Genomic DNA, 17854 nt, shown 5'->3' with positions numbered 1-17854 from the left:
GATTAGAGTCGATGATCGAAAACCCGGGCTTTGCGTCCGGGTTTTTTCTCTTTTAAAATAGAACGACCGTTCGCTATCATTGGCGCGTCGCCAAGAAGCGGTATCCTCGACAACCACGAAGGTTGGGTCCGCTTGGCCGCGCAGTCATGAGGCCTGGCTATAGAATGGCCTCTGGTCGTATTCGTAACTTTGGAGCGTGTGCATGAAAATCCTGGTGCCAGTGAAAAGAGTGGTCGATTACAACGTCAAGGTCCGCGTGAAGTCGGACAACACGGGTGTCGACATCGCGAACGTGAAGATGTCGATGAACCCGTTCGACGAAATTGCGGTTGAAGAAGCCGTGCGCCTGAAGGAAGCAGGCGTGGCGACCGAAGTGATCGCCGTGTCGGTAGGCGTCGCGCAAGCGCAGGAAACGCTGCGTACGGCGCTGGCGATCGGCGCGGATCGCGCGATCCTCGTCGAATCGAACGATGGCGTCGAGCCGCTGGGCGTCGCAAAGATCCTGAAGGCGCTGGTCGACAAGGAACAGCCGCAACTGGTGATCCTCGGCAAGCAGGCAATCGACGACGATTCGAACCAGACGGGCCAGATGCTGGCTGCGCTGGCCGGCCTGCCGCAAGCGACGTTCGCATCGAAGGTCACGGTGGCCGACGGTAAGGCAACGGTCGCCCGCGAAGTGGACGGCGGTGCGGAAACGCTGTCGCTGTCGCTGCCGGCCGTCATCACGACCGACCTGCGCCTGAACGAGCCGCGTTACGTGACGCTGCCGAACATCATGAAGGCGAAGAAGAAGCCGCTGGAAACCGTGAAGCCGGAAGACCTGGGTGTCGACGTTACGCCGCGTCTGAAGACGCTGAAGGTGGTCGAGCCGCCGAAGCGCGCAGCCGGCGTGAAGGTGCCGGACGTGAAGACGCTGGTCGAGAAGCTGAAGACCGAAGCCAAGGTGCTGTAAGAGGGAGCGCAAAGAAATGACGATTCTGGTGATTGCAGAACACGACAACGCGTCGATCAAGGCCGCGACGTTGAACACGGTGGCGGCGGCGGCGAAGATCGGCGGCGACATTCACGTGCTGGTCGCAGGCCACAATGCGCAAGCGGCTGCTGACGCAGCAGCGAAGATCGCAGGTGTGTCGAAGGTCCTCCTGGCCGACGCACCGCAACTCGAAGCGGGCCTCGCGGAAAACGTCGAAGCGACCGCGCTGAACATCGCGAAGGACTACTCGCACATCCTCGCGCCGGCGACGGCCTACGGCAAGAACATCGCCCCGCGTATCGCCGCAAAGCTGGACGTCGCGCAGATCTCGGACATCACGGCGGTCGATTCGGCCGACACGTTCGAGCGCCCGATCTACGCGGGCAACGCGATCGCGACGGTGCAGTCGAGCGATCCGATCAAGGTCATCACGGTACGTGCGACGGGTTTCGATCCGGTGGCAGCGGAAGGCGGCAGCGGGTCGGTCGAGAAGATCGACGCGGCAGCCGATGCCGGCAAGTCGCAGTTCGTGAGCCGTGAAGTGACGAAGCTGGACCGTCCGGAACTCACGAGCGCAAGCATCATCGTGTCGGGCGGCCGTGGTCTGGGCAGCGGCGAGAACTACACGAAGGTGCTGGAGCCGCTGGCCGACAAGCTGTCGGCAGCACTGGGTGCTTCGCGCGCGGCAGTCGACGCAGGCTACGTGCCGAACGATTATCAGGTCGGCCAGACCGGCAAGATCGTCGCGCCGCAGTTGTACATCGCGGTCGGCATCTCGGGTGCGATCCAGCATCTGGCCGGCATGAAGGATTCGAAGGTGATCGTCGCGATCAACAAGGATCCGGAAGCACCGATCTTCAGCGTGGCCGACTACGGCCTCGTTGGCGATCTGTTCGCGCTCGTGCCGGAGCTCGTAGCCGAGCTCAGCTAAAGCAGTGTGACGCTTCAGCGGTAAGCACACGAGAAGAGGGGCGCCATGAGCGCCCCTTTTTTTCGCCATCGACAGAAGCGAGAAGGGAGGGGCGCACCATGAGCAATCACGCCCCCGTCAAGGACATGCTGTTCGTGCTGAAGGAGCTGGCCGACCGACGCCGTTGCGCAGTTGCCGGGCTTCGAGGATGCTGGTTACGACACGGCGCAGGCCGTGCTCGACGAATCCGCGAAGTGCTGCGGCGACGTGCTGGCCCCGCTGAACGTCGAAAGCGACCGCAACCCGAGCGGAAGACCAGTTCTGATTCCGTCACGCATCCGGTGAAACGAGAAAGGCGCCCGCGGGCGCCTTTCCTTTTGATGCTGCCGGCCCGCATGGCTGCGGGCAGCGTCGGCTTATGCGTATGCCGGGCGCGTCTGGCCGGCCACGTCCTTCAGGTAACGATGCACCGACAGGTCGTCGGCCTGGATCGCCGGCATCTTGCCCGAGATCAGATCCGCGAGCAGCTGGCCCGAGCCGCACGACATCGTCCAGCCGAGCGTGCCGTGGCCGGTGTTCAGGAACAGGTTCGACACCGGCGTACGGCCGACGATCGGCGTGCCGTCCGGGGTCATCGGGCGCAGGCCCGTCCAGAACGTTGCCTTCGACGTGTCGCCGCCGCCCGGGAACAGGTCGTTCACGCACATTTCGAGCGTTTCGCGGCGTGCGGCACGCAGCGTCTTGTCGAAGCCGACGATTTCCGCCATGCCGCCGACGCGGATGCGCTGGTCGAATCGCGTGATCGCGATCTTGTAGGTCTCGTCGAGCACGGTCGACACGGGCGCGGCCGCTTCGTTGACGATCGGCGCGGTGATCGAATAGCCCTTCAGCGGATAGACGGGGATCTTCATCAGGTTCGAGATGAAGCTCGTCGAGTACGAGCCGAGCGCGACGACGTACGCGTCCGCGCGCACCGTTTCGCTACCGCACTGCACGCCGGCGATCTTGCCGCCCGCGATCGCGAGCGCATCGATCGGCGTGTTGTAGCGGAACTTCACGCCAAGCGATTCGGCGAGCGCGGCAAGGCGCGTCGTGAACAGCTGGCAGTCGCCCGTTTCGTCACCCGGCAGGCGCAGGCCGCCCGTCAGCTTGTGCGAGACGGCGGCAAGCGCCGGCTCGGCTTTCTTCAGGTCGGCCGGCGACAACAGTTCGAACGGCACGTTCGCTTCCTGAAGCACGGCGATGTCCTTCGCCGCGCCGTCGAGTTGCTGCTGCGTGCGGAACAGTTGCAGCGTGCCGCCCGTGCGGCCCTCGTACTGGATGCCGGTATCGGCGCGCAGTGTCTGCAGGCAGTCGCGGCTGTATTCGGCGAGGCGGACCATGCGGCCCTTGTTGACCGCGTAACGCTCGGCCGTGCAGTTGCGCAGCATCTGATACATCCACTGGAGCTGGAAGCGCGTGCCGTCGAGGCGGATCGCGAGCGGCGCGTGCTTTTCGAACATCCACTTGACGGCCTTCAGCGGCACGCCGGGTGCGGCCCACGGCGCGGCATAGCCGGGGGAGATCTGGCCTGCGTTCGCGAAGCTCGTCTCGAGCGCCGGGCCGGCTTCCCGGTCGATCACCGTGACTTCATGGCCGGCGCGCGCGAGGTAATACGCGCTTGCCACGCCCACCACACCGCTGCCCAGAATGACGACTCGCATAGCTGCTCCAGATGGAAGGGACCAGATCGAGGCCGGGCGCACCTGCGTCTCCGTGTAACCTCTAGCTGATCTAGTTTTTTGCGCTATGGTATTGTCGAATGTGTAGGTTTTGTTATCGTATTTTTCAGGTTTTCAGCATAAACAAATGAGAACGCAACGTCAGCCCGTACGCTCGCTCGACAAGCTCGACCGACGCATCCTGAAACTGCTTCAGGACGACGGCCGGATGGCGATGAAAGACCTCGCGGAACAGGTTGGACTGACCGTGACGCCGTGTATCGAGCGCGTGCGGCGCATGGAGCGGGATGGCGTGATCACCGGTTATCACGCACGGGTCGACCCGCACCAGCTGGATGCCGCGCTGCTGGTGTTCGTCGAGATCACGCTCGGCCACAAGGGCGGCAACATGTTCGAGCAATTCCGCCGCGAAGTGATGAAGATCGACGAGGTGCTCGAGTGCCACCTCGTGTCCGGTGATTTCGACTACCTGATCAAGGCGCGGATCGGCGAGATGGCCGACTACCGGAAGCTGCTCGGCGACATCCTGCTGCAGCTGCCCGGCGCCGTGCAGTCGAAGAGCTATGTCGTGATGGAAGAAATCAAGGAGACGCTGACGATCGCGGTGGGCGACTGACGCGCCTGCGGCAGACCGTCGGGCCCTTTATCCCGCCCTTGGCAGCCTGCACCCAATACTGTATAAATATACAGTATTGGGTGCAGGCGAATGGGTGGGCACATGGACGATCGATCCGACAACGAATTTCCGATAGCGCCGCCCGTGCCCCGCAAGGGGCGCGGCGCGGTCGACAACCTGCAGGGGCGGTACGAGATCGCGCAGCGCGAAGCGGTCGACGACGGCTGGACACACGAGTCGGACGATACCGATTTCCCCGCGCCGCTGCGCACGCAGGTCTTCGAGGAGCGTGCGAAGAGCATCCTGACGCGCAACCAGTCGCCCGACATTCCATTCAGCGTATCGCTCAATCCGTATCGCGGCTGCGAGCACGGATGCATCTATTGCTTTGCACGGCCGACGCACAGTTATCTCGGCCTGTCGCCGGGGCTCGATTTCGAAAGCCGCATCTATGCGAAGGTCAATGCGGCCGAACTGCTCGAGCGCGAGATTTCACGCAAGCGCTACGTGCCGGAGCCGATCGCGCTCGGCGTCAACACCGACGCCTACCAGCCGGTCGAGCGCGACCTGCGCATCACGCGCAGCGTGATCCAGGTGATGCATGATCGCGGGTTGCCGTTCGCCGCGATCACGAAGTCGTCGCTGATCGAGCGCGATCTCGACCTGCTCGCGCCGATGGCCGAACGCGGGCAGGTGATGGCGGCGGTCACGATCACGACACTCGATGCCGATCTCGCGCGCACGCTCGAGCCGCGCGCGGCAACACCGGCGCGCAGGTTGCGTACGATTCGTGCGCTGAGCGAGGCGGGCGTGCCGGTCGGCGTGAGCATTGCCCCGATGATTCCGTTCGTCACCGAGCCCGACATGGAGCGCGTGCTCGAGGCGTGCGCGGAAGCCGGCGCGACGCATGCGAGCTACATCATCCTGAGGCTGCCGTGGGAAGTCGCGCCGCTGTTCAAGAACTGGCTTACCGCGCATTTTCCGGATCGTGCGGAGCGCGTGATGAACCGCGTGCGCGACATGCGCGGCGGGAAGGACTACGACTCCGATTTCTCGAAACGGATGAAGGGCGAGGGGATCTGGGCCGACCTGCTGCGGCAGCGTTTCCGCCAGGCCGTCAAGCGGCTCGGGTTGAACGAACGCACGAACGGGATTCTCGATCTGTCACAGTTTCGCAGTGCGCCGGCCACCGCGGCGCCGCGCGTTGCTGTTCGTTCAGCCGCAACGCGGTCGACGCAGTCGCGTGACGACTCGCAATTGAACCTGTTCTGACCGGCGTGCCAAACCGAAGCAGGGCGCCGGTGTGTAGCGGCCGCTACGCTTACTGCGAAATCTGCTTCGCCGCTTCGACCTGTGACTCGAAGTACGTCTGGAACGACAGCGCGAGTGCGGTCATCAGCAGGAAGGCACCGATCAGCAGCGAGAAGATCACCACGAAGATCACGGTCCAGCCCGACTTGCTGTGCTTGCCTGTCTCCGCGTTGAATTGCGCGTCCCATTTTTCATCGGGGCGCAGCCCGTAGACGAGCGCGGCAAGGAACGCCGCCAGCAGCGAGATCGCGCCGGGAACGGCAAGCCACCAACCGAGGCCCGCGCTGCGCTGGGTTGCGGCGAGCAGGAGGAAGCCCGGAATGCCGACGATCGTCGCGAGCAGGTGCGCCCAGCCGAACACGTCGCGAAAGCCATACAGATAGAAGCGGTGCGCGCCGAGCGATCCGAACAGGAACGCGAGGGCGGCGGTGAGCGTCTTGGAGCGAAAGTGGCGGGACGGTGCGGTGCTGCTGGACATGGATGGCGGCGTATTGTCGTTGGCATGGGCGGCCGGCGGGCCGGCGCGGGCGCGCGGCCCGGCACGCATTCTACGATGCCCGGTCGGGCCCGGTCACCCCTGTCCTGCGTCAAGGTGCCGCATAGGTCACGCGGTAGATCGCGCCCGCATGGTCGTCGCTGACGAGCAGCGAGCCGTCCGGCAGCGGTAGTACGTCGGCGGGGCGTCCCCATACCGTGCCGTCGGGTCGCAGCCAGCCCGTGACGAACGGGGTCTGGCGCGCCTGGCTGCCATCCGCGGAGACGACGACGCGCATCACGCGGTAGCCGACCTTCGTACTGCGATTCCACGAGCCGTGTTCGGCGATGAAGACGTTATTGCGATACGACGCCGGAAACATCGGCCCTGTATAGAACCGCATGCCGAGTGCTGCGACGTGCGCACCGAGTTTCAATACGGGCGGTACATAGCGGCGGCATACGTCGGCGCCGCCGAATTCGGGGTCGGGCGTGTCGCCGCCATGGCAGTACGGGAAGCCGAAGTCGAGGCCGGCGCGCGGTGCGCGGTTCAGCTTGTCGTCGGGCACGTCGTCGCCCATCATGTCGCGCCCGTTGTCTGTAAACCAAAGCTCGCCCGAATCCGGGTGCCACGCGAAGCCGACCGTATTGCGTACGCCGCGGGCGACGACCTCATTCCCGCTGCCGTCCGCGTTCATGCGTGCGATGATCGCGTAGCGGCTGCGATCGGCGAGACAGACGTTGCACGGTGCGCCGGTCGGTACATACAGCTTGCCGTCGGGGCCGAACGCGATGAATTTCCAGCCGTGATGGTGTTCGGTCGGCAGCGCGTCGGTGACGACGGCAGGTGCGGGCGGCGTGGCCAGCCGGTCGTCGATGTGATCGAGACGCAGGATGCGTGAGACGGCGGATATATAGAGTGCGCCGCCACGGTAGGCGACGCCGACCGGCATGTCGAGCCCGGACGCGACAACATAGCGCGCGCTGATCCGGCCCTCGTGCATGACGAACGCGTGAACGCGGCCTTCCCGGGTGCCGACATACAGGATGCCGCGCGGCGACCACGCCATTTCGCGCGCGGTCGGTACCGCGTCGGCCAGCACTTCGATGTGGAAGCCGGGCGGCACGACGAGTTCGCCCACCGGCAACGGCGCGGCAAACGCCAGTGCGGACGCGAGGCAGGCAAGGCCGGCAAGCAGCGCCGCGAAACGGTGCTGCGCGCGGCGCATCGAGGCGGCGCGAAGGGGCGGCATGACGGTGTGGAACGTCCCGGACGCGACGATTGTATGCCCGGCGGACGGGCCGCCTCCGGATTTTTTACGCGTAAGTGTTTGTTGTACCTCTGGTTTCCGGCTATAATCGCGTGTTTCAGTAGTTTCGAACCCGGTTTTCCCGAAGGACATCATATGGTTATCATCCGTCTGGCTCGTGGCGGCTCGAAGAAGCGCCCGTTCTACAACATCGTTGCTACCGATTCGCGCAACCGTCGTGACGGCCGCTTCATCGAGCGCGTCGGCTTCTACAACCCGGTCGCTACGAAGGGCGAATCGCTGCGTATCGCTCAGGATCGCCTGACGTACTGGCAAGGTGTTGGCGCGCAACTGTCGCCGACCGTCCAGCGTCTCGTGAAGGAAGCGCAAAAGGCGCAACCGGCTGCCTAACATGGCACGGTGTGCCGGTCGTGCCGGCTGTGAGGTGCATTGATGGCGGGTCACGATTCCGGTAATGCAAGGCGCGGGCGTGCGTCGTTTGGCGCATTCGTCCGCAAGCCGGTCGAGCGCGACGCTGTCGCGAACGCCGGTCAGGCTGCCGAGCAGCAGGGCAGTCTCGAAATGGCGCAAGCCTGGCCCGACGATGCCGTCGAGGTCGGAGCGGTGGTCGACGCCTATGGCCTGAAGGGTTGGGTCAAGGTGGCGACGCATGCCGACGCCGGCCGCGGTGGCGATGCGCTGCTCAAGGCGCGTCACTGGTGGCTGGAACGAGGAGCGGAGCGGCTTTCCGTCCGCATCGTGCAGTCGAAGGCGCACAGCGACACCGTCGTTGCGCAACCCGCGGGCGTCAGCGACCGCGATGCCGCGTACGCGATGCGCGGCTTTCGCGTGTTCGTGCGCCGGGAAGATTTCCCGGCATTGGCCGCGGACGAATTCTATTGGGTCGACCTGATCGGTCTCGACGTCGTCAACGAGCAATCGGTGGCACTCGGGAAGGTGAGCGGGATGATCGACAATGGCGTGCATTCGATCATGCGTGTCGAGTATCCGGCGACCGGCAAAGACGGTCAGCCGACCACCGACGAGCGGTTGATTCCGTTCGTCGGCGTATACGTCAAAACGGTGGATCAGGCGGCGCGTCGCATCGTCGTCGACTGGGAAGCCGATTACTGAAATGAACCAGGTTACCGAGAGCGCGGTGCAGTTCGACGTCGTCACGCTCTTTCCCGAGATGTTCCGTGCACTGACCGACTGGGGAATCACCAGCCGGGCCGTCAAGCAAGGGCGCTTCGGGCTGCGCACCTGGAACCCGCGTGATTTCACGACGGACAACTACCGCACGGTCGACGATCGTCCGTACGGCGGCGGTCCGGGCATGGTGATGCTGGCCAGGCCGCTCGAAGCTGCCATCGATGCCGCGAAAGCGGCACAGGCGGAGCAGGGCATCGCGAGTACGCGTGTCGTGATGATGTCGCCGCAGGGCGCGCCGCTCACGCACGATCGTGCGGTGCGGATGGCGCAGGAACCTGGTGTCGTCGTGCTGTGCGGCCGCTATGAAGCGATCGACCAGCGCCTGCTCGATCGTTGCGTCGACGAGGAAATCAGCCTCGGCGATTTCGTCCTGTCCGGCGGAGAATTGCCGGCGATGGCGATGATGGATGCAGTCGTGCGGTTGCTGCCCGGCGTGCTGAACGATTCGTTGTCGGCCGTGCAGGACAGCTTCGCTGATGGCCTGCTCGATTGTCCGCACTACACGCGCCCCGAGGAATACGACGGCGTGCGCGTGCCGGACGTGCTGCTCGGCGGGCATCATGCCGAGATCGAGAAGTGGCGGCGTCAGGAGGCATTGAGGAATACGTTGCGGAAGCGGCCGGATCTGATCGTCCGGGCGCGCCGCGAGAAGTTGTTGAGTCGCGCCGATGAGGCGTGGCTTGCGAACCTCGCACGCGAAGCGAAGGACGCCTCCTGAGGCGGCTGCGCGAGCGGGAATTGGCGGTGCCGTACATGCGTGTGCGGCGCCTGATGTGAATCCATCCTCTATCGGGGCCAGGCCTGGAAGCAGGCGGGTGTGAACGCCGACACGATGGCATAAGGAGTCAGTAATGAATCTGATCGCAAAACTTGAGCAGGAAGAAATCGAGCGCGCGCTCGCCGGCAAGACGATCCCCGAATTCGCCCCGGGCGACACGGTGATCGTGAACGTGAACGTGGTTGAAGGTAACCGCAAGCGCGTTCAGGCTTACGAAGGCGTCGTGATCGCGATTCGCAACCGTGGCCTGAACTCGAACTTCATCGTCCGCAAGATCTCGTCGGGCGAAGGCGTCGAGCGTACGTTCCAGACGTACTCGCCGCTGCTGGCAAGCATCGTCGTGAAGCGTCGCGGTGATGTGCGTCGTGCGAAGCTGTACTACCTGCGCGAGCGTTCGGGCAAGTCGGCTCGTATCAAGGAAAAGCTGGTGTCGAAGGATCGCGCCGCAGCAGCTTCCCAAGAGTAAGAGCTGTAAGGAAAAAGCACCCAACCGGGTGCTTTTTTCATTCTGGCGCGAGAATATGCTCGATACGACACGAACCCGAGAGCCCGATTGAATCGCCGCCCCATCATCGATCCCGAAGTCCTGCCGGTCGAAGGTACCGGCGCCGGCCTGCCGGCCATCGATTCCCGCCTGATGACGCCGTCCGGCCTGCGCGACCGTTTCGCGCGCACGCTCGAGTGGAGCGTCGAGCCCAGTGAGGCGAGGCTGCAGGAGGGCGTCGATCCACGCAGCGCGGCCGTCCTCGTGCCGCTCGTCGTTCGCGAGTCCGGTCTCACCATGCTGCTGACCCAGCGCGCCGACCACCTGAACGACCATGCCGGACAAATCAGCTTCCCCGGCGGTCGTCGCGAGCCGTTCGATCGCGATGCAACCGCCACCGCATTGCGCGAGGCGAAGGAAGAGATCGGTCTGGCAGACGAACGTGTCGAGATCCTCGGCGCGCTGCCCGACTACCTGACCGGTACGGGCTTTTGCGTGACACCGGTGGTCGGCCTCGTGCATCCGCCGTTCACCGTGCAGGCCGACACGTTCGAAGTGGCCGAGATTTTCGAGGTCCCGCTCGCGTTCCTGATGAATCCCGCGAACCATCAGGTCCGTGTGTTCCGCTGGGAAGGCGGCGAGCGTCGTTTTTTTGCGATGCCCTATCCGAATGGCGAACCCGGCGGGCATTACTTCATCTGGGGCGCAACTGCCGGCATGTTGCGCAATCTGTACCGCTTCTTGGTCGCCGGCTAGGCGCACACGGCGTCTGGGGCGCGCGGCCGGCTGCCGGGCGACTGCACCGGCAGCCATCCGGTGCTTACGCTGTGCTATCGTTATGCAAAAAATGACATAACTCCGAAGACGGCGCCACGCATGACTTTCTTTTCGGTTCTCCTCGCTCTCATCATCGAACAGGTCCGCGCGTTGTCGCCGAACAATCCGGTGTTCGCGCTGTTCCAGTTTCATGCGGAAACCGTCGCGCATGGTCTCGACGCGGGCAAGCAGAAGCACGGCATCCTTGCCTGGCTCGCGGTCGTGCTGCCGTGGGTGCTGATCGTCGCGCTGATCTATTTCCTGCTGTTCAAGGTGAGCTTCGTGCTCGCATTCATCTGGAACGTCGTCGTCGTGTATTTCACGCTCGGCTTCCGTCAGTTCAGCCATTACTTCACCGACATCCACCTCGCGCTCAATAACGACGACGTGCCGCGTGCGCGCGAAATCCTGCACGAGTGGACAGGCATCGACACGGTCGACATGCCGGTCGGCGAAATTGTCCGCCATACGCTGATTCACGCCGTGGTCGCATCGCATCGCCACGTGTTCGGCGTGTTCTTCTGGTACGTGCTGCCGATCGGCCCGGCCGGTGCCGTGCTGTACCGGATTTCCGAATACCTCGCGCGCAGCTGGTCGACGCCGGGCGATGACCGCACGGCGGCGTTCTCGACGTTCGCGCAGCGTGCGTTCTTCGTGATCGACTGGATTCCCGCGCGATTGACCGCGCTCGGCTTCGCGATCGTCGGCAATTTCGAGGATGCGATCTATGCGTGGCGCAACCACACGCGCCAGTGGCCCGATCCGAACGATGGCGTCCTGCTGGCAGCCGGCAGCGGCGCGCTCGGCGCCCGCCTCGCGGGGCCGCTCGCGGAACCGTCGAGCCTCGATGCGCTGGCAGTCGGCGACAGCGGTCCGTTGACGGTCGGTGACGATTGCACGCCGCGTACGCTGCAATCGGCGGTGGGCCTCGTCTGGCGTGCGGTGATCCTGTGGATGATTCTGCTGCTGATGCTGACGCTCGCCGTCTGGGTGTCGTGACGGGGCAGTGCGGTACCCGATGAAAGGCAGAAGGCCGGCTTGAAGCCGGTCTTTTTGCTGTGGGTCAGCCGTTTTCTACCGGATCGCGCACGGCGCCGCATTGCCAGCACGCGGTGAACTGGGCTTCGAGTGCCTCACCGCACTGCCGGCAGCGCCACGGCGCGGCGCCGGCCGACGGGCCCTGCGACGCTGCATCGAGGAGCCGGCGCGCGAGTGCGTCGTCGCGTTCGTCGTCGAGCCACAGTTCGGGCGTGCACGCGTCGGCGGGCAGGCCGCCGAGCGCGCCGGTCGCGTAGCAGTTATGCAGCTCGCAACCGATGCCGGCCACCTGAAGCACGTTGGCCCAATGCTGCGCCGTCGCGAGATCGGGTGCCTTGAAACGCATCGCGGCTCCTGTCGGTGAACGCCGGCCCGCATGGTACCGGCTGCCGCCGCGCGCGTGCCGCGCGGTCAGCGGACGATCTGGCTCGCCTCGTGCACGAGCTGCGCATACAGCGCATGCCGCGACGGGGCGATGCGGCCGTCGGCGACAGCGTCGAGAATCGCGCAGCCGGGTTCGTGCAGATGATGGCAATTATAGAAACGGCAGTCGGCCAGCAGCGGCCGAAACTCCGGAAAGGCGCGCTCGAGACGGCCTTCCGTCAGGTGGTAGAGGCCGAATTCCTGAAAGCCCGGCGAATCGATCAGCGCACCGCCGCCCGCCAATGGGTAGAGGCGCGTGAACGTCGTCGTGTGACGGCCGCTGTTGAGCGCGGCCGAAATCTCGCGCGTGGCGGCTTCGGCATCGGGAACGAGCAGGTTCACGAGCGTCGACTTGCCCATCCCGGACTGGCCGAGCAGGATCGTCGAATGCCCGGCGAGGTGCGGCATCAACTGCGCGCGCGCGTCGTCGGGCGAGCCCTTCACCGACAGCTCGAGCACGTCGTAGCCAAGGGCGCGGTAGGGCGCGAGACGCTCGCGCGCGACCGGCAGCGCGGCTTCGACGTCGATCTTGTTCAGCACGACGAGCGGCTTCAGCTCGTTCGCCTCGGCGGCGATCAGCGCGCGGCCGAGCAGGTCCTCGCTGAAGTAGGGCTCGGTCGCGAGCACGATCAGCAATTGATCGAGGTTGGCCGCGAACAGTTTCGACTTGAACTGGTCGGAGCGGTACAGCAGGTTGCGCCGCTCGCCGATCTCGACGATGACACCCTGGTCGGCCGATGCGAGTTCGTACACGACACGGTCGCCGACTGCGATGTCGCTCTTCTTGCCGCGCGGGAAGCACTGCAGCATCGGGCCGCCGTCGTCGGGCGCGACGATGTAGTGGCGCCCGTGCGCCGCGATCACGCGGCCTTCGACCCGTTGCGCATTCGACGCGCGCGGGGCCGGCTTGCGGGAGGTCGGCCGGCTCATGCGTGCTGCATCAGGCGGTCGATCCGCTGCGATGCAGGCGGATGCGAGTAGTAGAAGGCCGTGTAGACGGGGTCGGGCGTCAGCGTCGACGCGTTGTCCTCATAGAGCTTCACGAGCGCGCTGATGAGATCCTGCGCGTCGGTCTGGCTGGCCGCGAATGCGTCGGCCTCGAATTCGTGCTTGCGCGACGTGAGGCTGCCGAACGGCGTTGCGAAGAACAGGAACACGGGAATCGCGAGGAAAAACAGCACGAGCGCGGCACCCGCGTTGCTCGTGTCGAGCGACGGCGTGACGCCGAGCCCCGTGTAGAACCACGTGCGTTGCGCCAGCCAGCCGAGCAGCGCAAGCAGCACGAGGCTCAGCACGAACGACACGAGCATCCGCTTCATCACGTGGCGGCGCTTGAAGTGGCCGAGTTCGTGCGCGAGCACGGCTTCGATTTCCTGGCCGGACAGGCGCGCGAGCAGCGTGTCGAAGAACACGATCCGCTTCGACGCGCCGAAGCCCGTGAAGTATGCGTTGCCGTGCGCGGAGCGGCGGCTGCCGTCCATCACGAACAGCCCCTTCGCTGCAAAGCCGCAGCGCTTCATCAGCGACTCGATGCGCGCGCGCAGCGCGTCGTCCTTCAGCGGTTCGAACTTGTTGAAGATCGGTGCGATGAAGGTCGGGTAGATCAGCAGCACGAGCATCTGGAACGCGACCCAGACGATCCAGGTCCACAGCCACCACAGGCTGCCGGCCTGGTTCATCAGCCACAGCACGACGAACAGCAGCGGCAGGCCGAGCGCGGCGCCGAGCAGCAAGTTTTTCAGCATGTCGGTGAAGAACAGCCGCTTGGTCATCCGGTTGAAGCCGAAACGCTGTTCGATCCCGAACTGGCGGTAATACTCGAACGGGACGTCGATGACGCTCGTGATCACGAGCACGGCGGCGACGAGCGCGACCTGCTGCCCGTAGCCGCGGCCGATCCAGCCGGTGAGCAGCGTGTCGAGTGCGCCGACGCCGCCGAGCAGCGTGAGGCCGACCAGCACGGCCGCGCTGACGACGATTTCGAGCATCGTCAACCGGGTGCGCTCGACCGTATAGTCGGCCGCACGCTGGTGGGCGGTCAGCGGGATGGTTGCGCTGAACTGCGCGGGGACGCCGTTGCGGTGCGCCGCAACGAAGCGGATCTGCCGCGACGCGAGCCACAGCTTGGTGACGACCATCGCGAGCACGGCGAGCGCGAACAGCAGGGTGAACGAAAAGGGTGACATCGAAGGCGCCAAAGGGTTCTATGCGAGAATTATATGTTCTAGCGGACCGGCCCCGCTGATGCGATGCCGGCCGCCCGGGCGGCGCCGCGCGCCGTCCGCCATTTTCCAGGATGACTCATGACCGATACCGCCGCTTCCGCCAGCCAGCCCGCGCTCGTGCGCAACGAGTTGAACCTCGTCTGGCTCGACATGGAGATGACGGGCCTCGACCCGGATAACGACCGCATCATCGAGATCGCGGTCGTCGTGACCAATTCCACGCTCGACATCGCCGTCGAAGGCCCCGTGTTCGCGATCCACCAGAGCGACGAAACGCTCGCGAAGATGGACGACTGGAACAAGTCGACGCACGGCCGCTCGGGCCTGATCGACCGCGTGCGCGCGTCGACCGTGACCGAGGCCGAAGCCGCCGAGCAATTGCAGGCCTTCCTCGCGCAGTACGTGTCGCCCGGCAAGTCGCCGATGTGCGGCAACTCGATCTGCCAGGACCGCCGCTTCATGGCGCGCTGGATGCCCGAATTCGAGCGGTTCTTCCACTACCGCAACCTCGACGTCAGCACGCTCAAGGAGTTGTGCCGCCGCTGGCAGCCCGCGATCTACAAGGGCTTCCAGAAGCGGGCGATGCACACGGCGCTCGCGGACATCCACGAGTCGATCGACGAGCTGAAGTACTACCGCGAGCATTTCCTGATTCCGGCTGCGTCGGCTTCGGCAGGCGAGTCCGCGCCGGCCGCCTGAGCGGGCCGGCACGCGCCTAGCGCGGTGCGCGCTGAGCGCTTTTCGGCCGGAACGCCGCGACCACCGCGGCGTCGGTCTCGATGTACGGGCCGCCGATCAGGTCGATGCAGTAGGGCACCGCGGCGAAGATGCCCGGCACGGTCGACTTGCCGTCGGCGTCGCGGAGCCCTTCGAGCGTTTCCCGGATCGACTTCGGCTGGCCGGGCAGGTTGACGATCAGCGCCGCATGGTCGGCTGTCTCGCGGATCACCGCGACCTGCCGCGACAGGATCGCGGTCGGCACGAAATTCAGGCTGATCTGCCGCATCTGTTCGCCGAATCCCGGCATTTCCTTCGTCGCCACGGCCAGCGTGGCCTCGGGCGTCACGTCGCGGCGCGCCGGGCCCGTGCCGCCCGTCGTCAGCACGAGGTCGCACCCCGCGACGTCGACGAGTTCGGCGAGCGTGGCGGAGATCGTCGGCGCGTCGTCCTGGATCAGGCGCGTTTCGGCGCGCCACGGCGACACCAGCGCGCCGGCGAGCCACTCCTGCAGCGCCGGAATGCCCTTGTCTTCGTAGACACCCGTGCTCGCGCGGTCGCTGATCGACACGAGGCCGACAACGAGTTCGTCCGGGTGGTTACGCTTCGTCGTCGTCATGGTCGTCTCCGGCGTCGTCCGCCGCTTCGTCGTCCGCGTGGGACGTGCCGCCGGCGGTCTTGATCCACTGGAACAGCTCGCGGAAATAGCGCGGCGGCTTGCCTTGCTGCGCTTCCTTGCGTGCGTTGCGGATCAGCGTGCGGCCTTCCTGGATATCGGCTTCCGGGTGCTGGCGCAGGAATTCGGTCAGTGCGTCGTCGCTCGCGAGCAATTGTTCGCGGGTGCGTTCGATCCAGTGCAGGCGGGCCGTCGCAGCCTTGTTCACGCCGCGTTGCGCGTCGAGCGCGGTGCGCAGCGCGGCCGTCTCGTCGTCGGTCAGCGAGCGCATCACGCGGCCGACGTACTGGAGCTGGCGGCGTTTGCCTTCGTGATCGGTGATCCGGCGCGCCTCGCGCACGGCGTCGCCGAGGCTTTCGGGCATCGGCATGCGTTTCAGCGCGTCTTTCGGCAGATCGACGAGTGCCTGGCCGAGCACCTGCAGCTCGTGCATCTCGCGCTTCAACTGGGATTTGCTGGGGCGATCGTAGCCATTGTCGTCGTCTTCGGCGGCATGCTCGATCGGCTGGATTCGGGTTTTGCGTGTCATGGACGGCATTGTATCGCGCCGCGGACACCCCAAGCTTGTCGGTGTCCGGCCCCGGACCTTGCTATGATCGCGGGATACGCAACATTTTGAACATGCGGGCGCCCGCCCGCCACCGGATACCAAGACGATGGCAGCCAATCTCGACGTACAAGCGCGCTATTTCCCGCACACGCAGGACCAGCTCAAGGAAATCGCCTCGGACATCCTTCGCCATGCGAAGGCGCTCGGCGCGACGGACGCCGCGACCGAAATCTCCGAGGGCGACGGCCTGTCGGTGTCGGTGCGCCGCGGCGAAGTCGAAACGATCGAGCACAACCGCGACAAGATGGTCGGCGTGACCGTGTTCATCGGCAAGAAGCGCGGCAACGCGAGCACGTCGGATTTCTCGCCGGGCGCGATCAAGGATACCGTCGCCGCCGCGTACAACATCGCGCGCTTCACGGCCGAGGACGAGGCGGCCGGCCTGGCCGAGGCCGAGCTGCTCGAAACCGACCCGCGTGACCTCGACCTCTACCACCCGTGGGCGCTGACGGCCGACGAGGCCGTCGAGCTCGCCCGCCGCGCAGAAGACGCCGCATTCGCGGTCAGCCCGCAGATCCGCAACTCGGAAGGCGCGAGCGTGTCGGCCCAGCATTCGCAGTTCGTGCTGGCCACGTCGCGCGGCTTCCTGTCCGGCTACCCGTACTCGCGTCATTACATCGCATGCGCGCCGATCGCGGGCAGCGGCCGTCACATGCAGCGCGACGACTGGTATTCGTCGAAGCGCAGTGCGATCGATCTCGCGGCGCCCGAAGCGGTGGGCCGTTACGCGGCCGAGCGTGCGCTTGCGCGGATGGGCGCGCGCCGCCTCGATACCCGCAAGGTGCCCGTGCTGTTCGAGGCGCCGCTCGCGGCCGGCCTGCTCGGCGCATTCGTGCAGGCGGTGAGCGGCGGTGCGCTGTACCGCAAGACGTCGTTCCTCGTCGACAGCCTCGGCAAGCCGGTGTTCGCGCCGCACATCCAGGTCGTCGAGGATCCGCACGTGCCGCGCGCGATGGGCAGCGCGCCGTTCGACGAGGAAGGCGTGCGCACGCGTGCGCGCAGCGTCGTGAAGGACGGCGTCGTCGAAGGGTACTTCCTGTCGACCTATTCGGCGCGCAAGCTCGGCACGCAGACCACCGGCAACGCGGGCGGTTCGCACAATCTCGCGCTGCGCAGCTCGAACACGCAGGCGGGCGACGATTTCGATGCGATGCTGAAGAAGCTCGGCACGGGCCTGTTGCTGACCGAGCTGATGGGGCAGGGGGTGAACTACGTGACGGGTGACTATTCGCGCGGTGCGGCGGGCTTCTGGGTCGAGAACGGCGTGATCCAGTATCCGGTCGAGGAAATCACCGTCGCGAGCACGCTGCAGGAAATGTTCCGGCATATCGTTGCGATCGGTGCCGATTCGATCGTGCGCGGCACGAAGGAAACGGGCTCGGTGCTGATCGAGCAGATGACGATCGCCGGGCAGTAAGCGGCGCGCGGCAGCGGCCGCCATCAAACGAAAAAGCCCGACCGTGAACCGGTCGGGCTTTTTTCATGGTGCTGACTGACCCGTCCTGAAATAGGTTGACACTTTTTCGCTGAAACGAAGAGGTGCCAAGTGGAGCAAGAGATCAAGCGGACGCAGCGGGACTACAGCCTGGCTTTTAAGCTATCGGTGGTCGAGCAGGTCGA

The 17854-nt window shown here is 65.3% G+C and carries 20 protein-coding genes and 1 pseudogene; 13 read left to right on the top strand and 8 right to left on the bottom strand.

Annotated features, from left to right (window positions below):
* The first annotated feature begins 202 nt into the window (after positions 1–202).
* The 3 genes and pseudogenes from G3N96_RS13850 to G3N96_RS13840 all read left to right on the top strand — a co-directional run.
* Positions 203–952, top strand: a complete 750-nt coding sequence (locus G3N96_RS13850) for an electron transfer flavoprotein subunit beta/FixA family protein (RefSeq protein ID WP_089439507.1) — start codon at positions 203–205, stop codon at positions 950–952.
* 16 nt (positions 953–968) lie between these two features.
* Positions 969–1904, top strand: a complete 936-nt coding sequence (locus G3N96_RS13845) for an electron transfer flavoprotein subunit alpha/FixB family protein (protein WP_124575999.1) — start codon at positions 969–971, stop codon at positions 1902–1904.
* Positions 1905–2002: 98 nt separating this feature from the next.
* Positions 2003–2192: pseudogene (locus tag G3N96_RS13840) on the top strand (acyl-CoA dehydrogenase family protein); the annotation flags it as partial.
* Between the two features lie 107 nt (positions 2193–2299).
* On the opposite strand, the gene G3N96_RS13835 reads toward G3N96_RS13840, so the two are convergent.
* Positions 2300–3586: a D-amino acid dehydrogenase gene (locus G3N96_RS13835; RefSeq protein ID WP_206137560.1), complete on the bottom strand. Its 1287-nt coding sequence runs from the start codon at positions 3584–3586 to the stop codon at positions 2300–2302.
* Between the two features lie 145 nt (positions 3587–3731).
* On the opposite strand from G3N96_RS13835, the gene G3N96_RS13830 reads away from it, so the two are divergent.
* Positions 3732–4220 (top strand): Lrp/AsnC ligand binding domain-containing protein, encoded by a 489-nt coding sequence (locus G3N96_RS13830; protein ID WP_011351353.1) that lies wholly within the window; start codon positions 3732–3734, stop codon positions 4218–4220.
* A gap of 90 nt (positions 4221–4310) precedes the next feature.
* On the top strand, positions 4311–5492 hold the full coding sequence (locus G3N96_RS13825) for a PA0069 family radical SAM protein (protein WP_124575997.1): 1182 nt from the start codon (positions 4311–4313) through the stop codon (positions 5490–5492).
* A 49-nt stretch (positions 5493–5541) separates the two neighbouring features.
* Here G3N96_RS13825 and G3N96_RS13820 read toward each other — a convergent pair whose 3' ends face one another.
* Complete coding sequence (locus G3N96_RS13820) at positions 5542–6009, bottom strand: TM2 domain-containing protein (protein WP_206137559.1); 468 nt, start codon at positions 6007–6009, stop codon at positions 5542–5544.
* Between the two features lie 109 nt (positions 6010–6118).
* Positions 6119–7258, bottom strand: coding sequence for a PQQ-dependent sugar dehydrogenase (locus tag G3N96_RS13815; RefSeq protein ID WP_124575995.1), 1140 nt, complete (start codon positions 7256–7258; stop codon positions 6119–6121).
* Between the two features lie 153 nt (positions 7259–7411).
* Here G3N96_RS13815 and rpsP point away from each other — a divergent pair, with 153 nt between their 5' ends.
* From rpsP to G3N96_RS13785, 6 genes are all read left to right on the top strand, one after another.
* Entirely contained in the window at positions 7412–7666 is a 255-nt protein-coding gene (gene rpsP / locus G3N96_RS13810; protein WP_006476550.1) for a 30S ribosomal protein S16, read from the top strand.
* Positions 7667–7708: 42 nt separating this feature from the next.
* On the top strand, positions 7709–8389 hold the full coding sequence (gene rimM, locus G3N96_RS13805) for a ribosome maturation factor RimM (RefSeq protein WP_124575994.1): 681 nt from the start codon (positions 7709–7711) through the stop codon (positions 8387–8389).
* A gap of 1 nt (position 8390) precedes the next feature.
* Positions 8391–9185: a tRNA (guanosine(37)-N1)-methyltransferase TrmD gene (gene trmD, locus G3N96_RS13800; protein WP_006476548.1), complete on the top strand. Its 795-nt coding sequence runs from the start codon at positions 8391–8393 to the stop codon at positions 9183–9185.
* Positions 9186–9318: 133 nt separating this feature from the next.
* Complete coding sequence (gene rplS, locus G3N96_RS13795; RefSeq protein ID WP_006753174.1) at positions 9319–9711, top strand: 50S ribosomal protein L19; 393 nt, start codon at positions 9319–9321, stop codon at positions 9709–9711.
* Between the two features lie 87 nt (positions 9712–9798).
* On the top strand, positions 9799–10485 hold the full coding sequence (locus G3N96_RS13790; protein ID WP_206137558.1) for a CoA pyrophosphatase: 687 nt from the start codon (positions 9799–9801) through the stop codon (positions 10483–10485).
* Positions 10486–10605: 120 nt separating this feature from the next.
* On the top strand, positions 10606–11544 hold the full coding sequence (locus G3N96_RS13785; RefSeq protein WP_011351361.1) for a CobD/CbiB family protein: 939 nt from the start codon (positions 10606–10608) through the stop codon (positions 11542–11544).
* Positions 11545–11608: 64 nt separating this feature from the next.
* Here G3N96_RS13785 and G3N96_RS13780 read toward each other — a convergent pair whose 3' ends face one another.
* The 3 genes from G3N96_RS13780 to G3N96_RS13770 all read right to left on the bottom strand — a co-directional run bounded on the left by G3N96_RS13780 (position 11609) and on the right by G3N96_RS13770 (position 14192).
* Positions 11609–11929, bottom strand: coding sequence for a DUF2007 domain-containing protein (locus G3N96_RS13780; protein WP_124575992.1), 321 nt, complete (start codon positions 11927–11929; stop codon positions 11609–11611).
* 65 nt (positions 11930–11994) lie between these two features.
* Complete coding sequence (gene rsgA, locus G3N96_RS13775) at positions 11995–12936, bottom strand: ribosome small subunit-dependent GTPase A (RefSeq protein ID WP_089430775.1); 942 nt, start codon at positions 12934–12936, stop codon at positions 11995–11997.
* Complete coding sequence (locus G3N96_RS13770; RefSeq protein WP_206137557.1) at positions 12933–14192, bottom strand: M48 family metallopeptidase; 1260 nt, start codon at positions 14190–14192, stop codon at positions 12933–12935. Before G3N96_RS13770 ends, rsgA begins: the two co-directional genes overlap by 4 nt.
* A 117-nt stretch (positions 14193–14309) precedes the next feature.
* On the opposite strand from G3N96_RS13770, the gene orn reads away from it, so the two are divergent.
* Positions 14310–14930, top strand: a complete 621-nt coding sequence (gene orn / locus G3N96_RS13765; RefSeq protein ID WP_046545212.1) for an oligoribonuclease — start codon at positions 14310–14312, stop codon at positions 14928–14930.
* Between the two features lie 16 nt (positions 14931–14946).
* On the opposite strand, the gene mog is transcribed toward orn, so the two are convergent.
* The gene (mog, locus tag G3N96_RS13760) at positions 14947–15567 is read right to left on the bottom strand and encodes a molybdopterin adenylyltransferase (protein WP_011351366.1); all 621 of its coding nucleotides are present in this window, start codon (positions 15565–15567) and stop codon (positions 14947–14949) included.
* On the bottom strand, positions 15548–16153 hold the full coding sequence (gene yjgA, locus G3N96_RS13755) for a ribosome biogenesis factor YjgA (protein WP_272482667.1): 606 nt from the start codon (positions 16151–16153) through the stop codon (positions 15548–15550). Before yjgA ends, mog begins: the two co-directional genes overlap by 20 nt.
* A 127-nt stretch (positions 16154–16280) precedes the next feature.
* On the opposite strand from yjgA, the gene pmbA reads away from it, so the two are divergent.
* Positions 16281–17651: a metalloprotease PmbA gene (gene pmbA / locus G3N96_RS13750; RefSeq protein WP_011351368.1), complete on the top strand. Its 1371-nt coding sequence runs from the start codon at positions 16281–16283 to the stop codon at positions 17649–17651.
* The last annotated feature ends 203 nt before the right edge of the window (positions 17652–17854 follow it).

This window comes from Burkholderia sp. Se-20373 (genome assembly GCF_017104705.1).
Classification (GTDB): domain Bacteria; phylum Pseudomonadota; class Gammaproteobacteria; order Burkholderiales; family Burkholderiaceae; genus Burkholderia.
The sequence above is the reverse complement of the archived record's forward strand: the minus strand, read 5'-3'. Positions and strand labels throughout refer to the sequence as shown.

Coding starts and splice junctions, on each gene's coding strand:
- G3N96_RS13850 (WP_089439507.1), top strand. CDS start 203: ATGAAAATCCTGGTGCCAGTGAAAAGAGTGGTCGATTACAACGTCAAG.
- G3N96_RS13845 (WP_124575999.1), top strand. CDS start 969: ATGACGATTCTGGTGATTGCAGAACACGACAACGCGTCGATCAAGGCC.
- G3N96_RS13835 (WP_206137560.1), bottom strand. CDS start 3,586: ATGCGAGTCGTCATTCTGGGCAGCGGTGTGGTGGGCGTGGCAAGCGCG.
- G3N96_RS13830 (WP_011351353.1), top strand. CDS start 3,732: ATGAGAACGCAACGTCAGCCCGTACGCTCGCTCGACAAGCTCGACCGA.
- G3N96_RS13825 (WP_124575997.1), top strand. CDS start 4,311: ATGGGTGGGCACATGGACGATCGATCCGACAACGAATTTCCGATAGCG.
- G3N96_RS13820 (WP_206137559.1), bottom strand. CDS start 6,009: ATGTCCAGCAGCACCGCACCGTCCCGCCACTTTCGCTCCAAGACGCTC.
- G3N96_RS13815 (WP_124575995.1), bottom strand. CDS start 7,258: ATGCCGCCCCTTCGCGCCGCCTCGATGCGCCGCGCGCAGCACCGTTTC.
- rpsP (WP_006476550.1), top strand. CDS start 7,412: ATGGTTATCATCCGTCTGGCTCGTGGCGGCTCGAAGAAGCGCCCGTTC.
- rimM (WP_124575994.1), top strand. CDS start 7,709: ATGGCGGGTCACGATTCCGGTAATGCAAGGCGCGGGCGTGCGTCGTTT.
- trmD (WP_006476548.1), top strand. CDS start 8,391: ATGAACCAGGTTACCGAGAGCGCGGTGCAGTTCGACGTCGTCACGCTC.
- rplS (WP_006753174.1), top strand. CDS start 9,319: ATGAATCTGATCGCAAAACTTGAGCAGGAAGAAATCGAGCGCGCGCTC.
- G3N96_RS13785 (WP_011351361.1), top strand. CDS start 10,606: ATGACTTTCTTTTCGGTTCTCCTCGCTCTCATCATCGAACAGGTCCGC.
- G3N96_RS13780 (WP_124575992.1), bottom strand. CDS start 11,929: ATGCGTTTCAAGGCACCCGATCTCGCGACGGCGCAGCATTGGGCCAAC.
- rsgA (WP_089430775.1), bottom strand. CDS start 12,936: ATGAGCCGGCCGACCTCCCGCAAGCCGGCCCCGCGCGCGTCGAATGCG.
- G3N96_RS13770 (WP_206137557.1), bottom strand. CDS start 14,192: ATGTCACCCTTTTCGTTCACCCTGCTGTTCGCGCTCGCCGTGCTCGCG.
- orn (WP_046545212.1), top strand. CDS start 14,310: ATGACCGATACCGCCGCTTCCGCCAGCCAGCCCGCGCTCGTGCGCAAC.
- mog (WP_011351366.1), bottom strand. CDS start 15,567: ATGACGACGACGAAGCGTAACCACCCGGACGAACTCGTTGTCGGCCTC.
- yjgA (WP_272482667.1), bottom strand. CDS start 16,153: ATGACACGCAAAACCCGAATCCAGCCGATCGAGCATGCCGCCGAAGAC.
- pmbA (WP_011351368.1), top strand. CDS start 16,281: ATGGCAGCCAATCTCGACGTACAAGCGCGCTATTTCCCGCACACGCAG.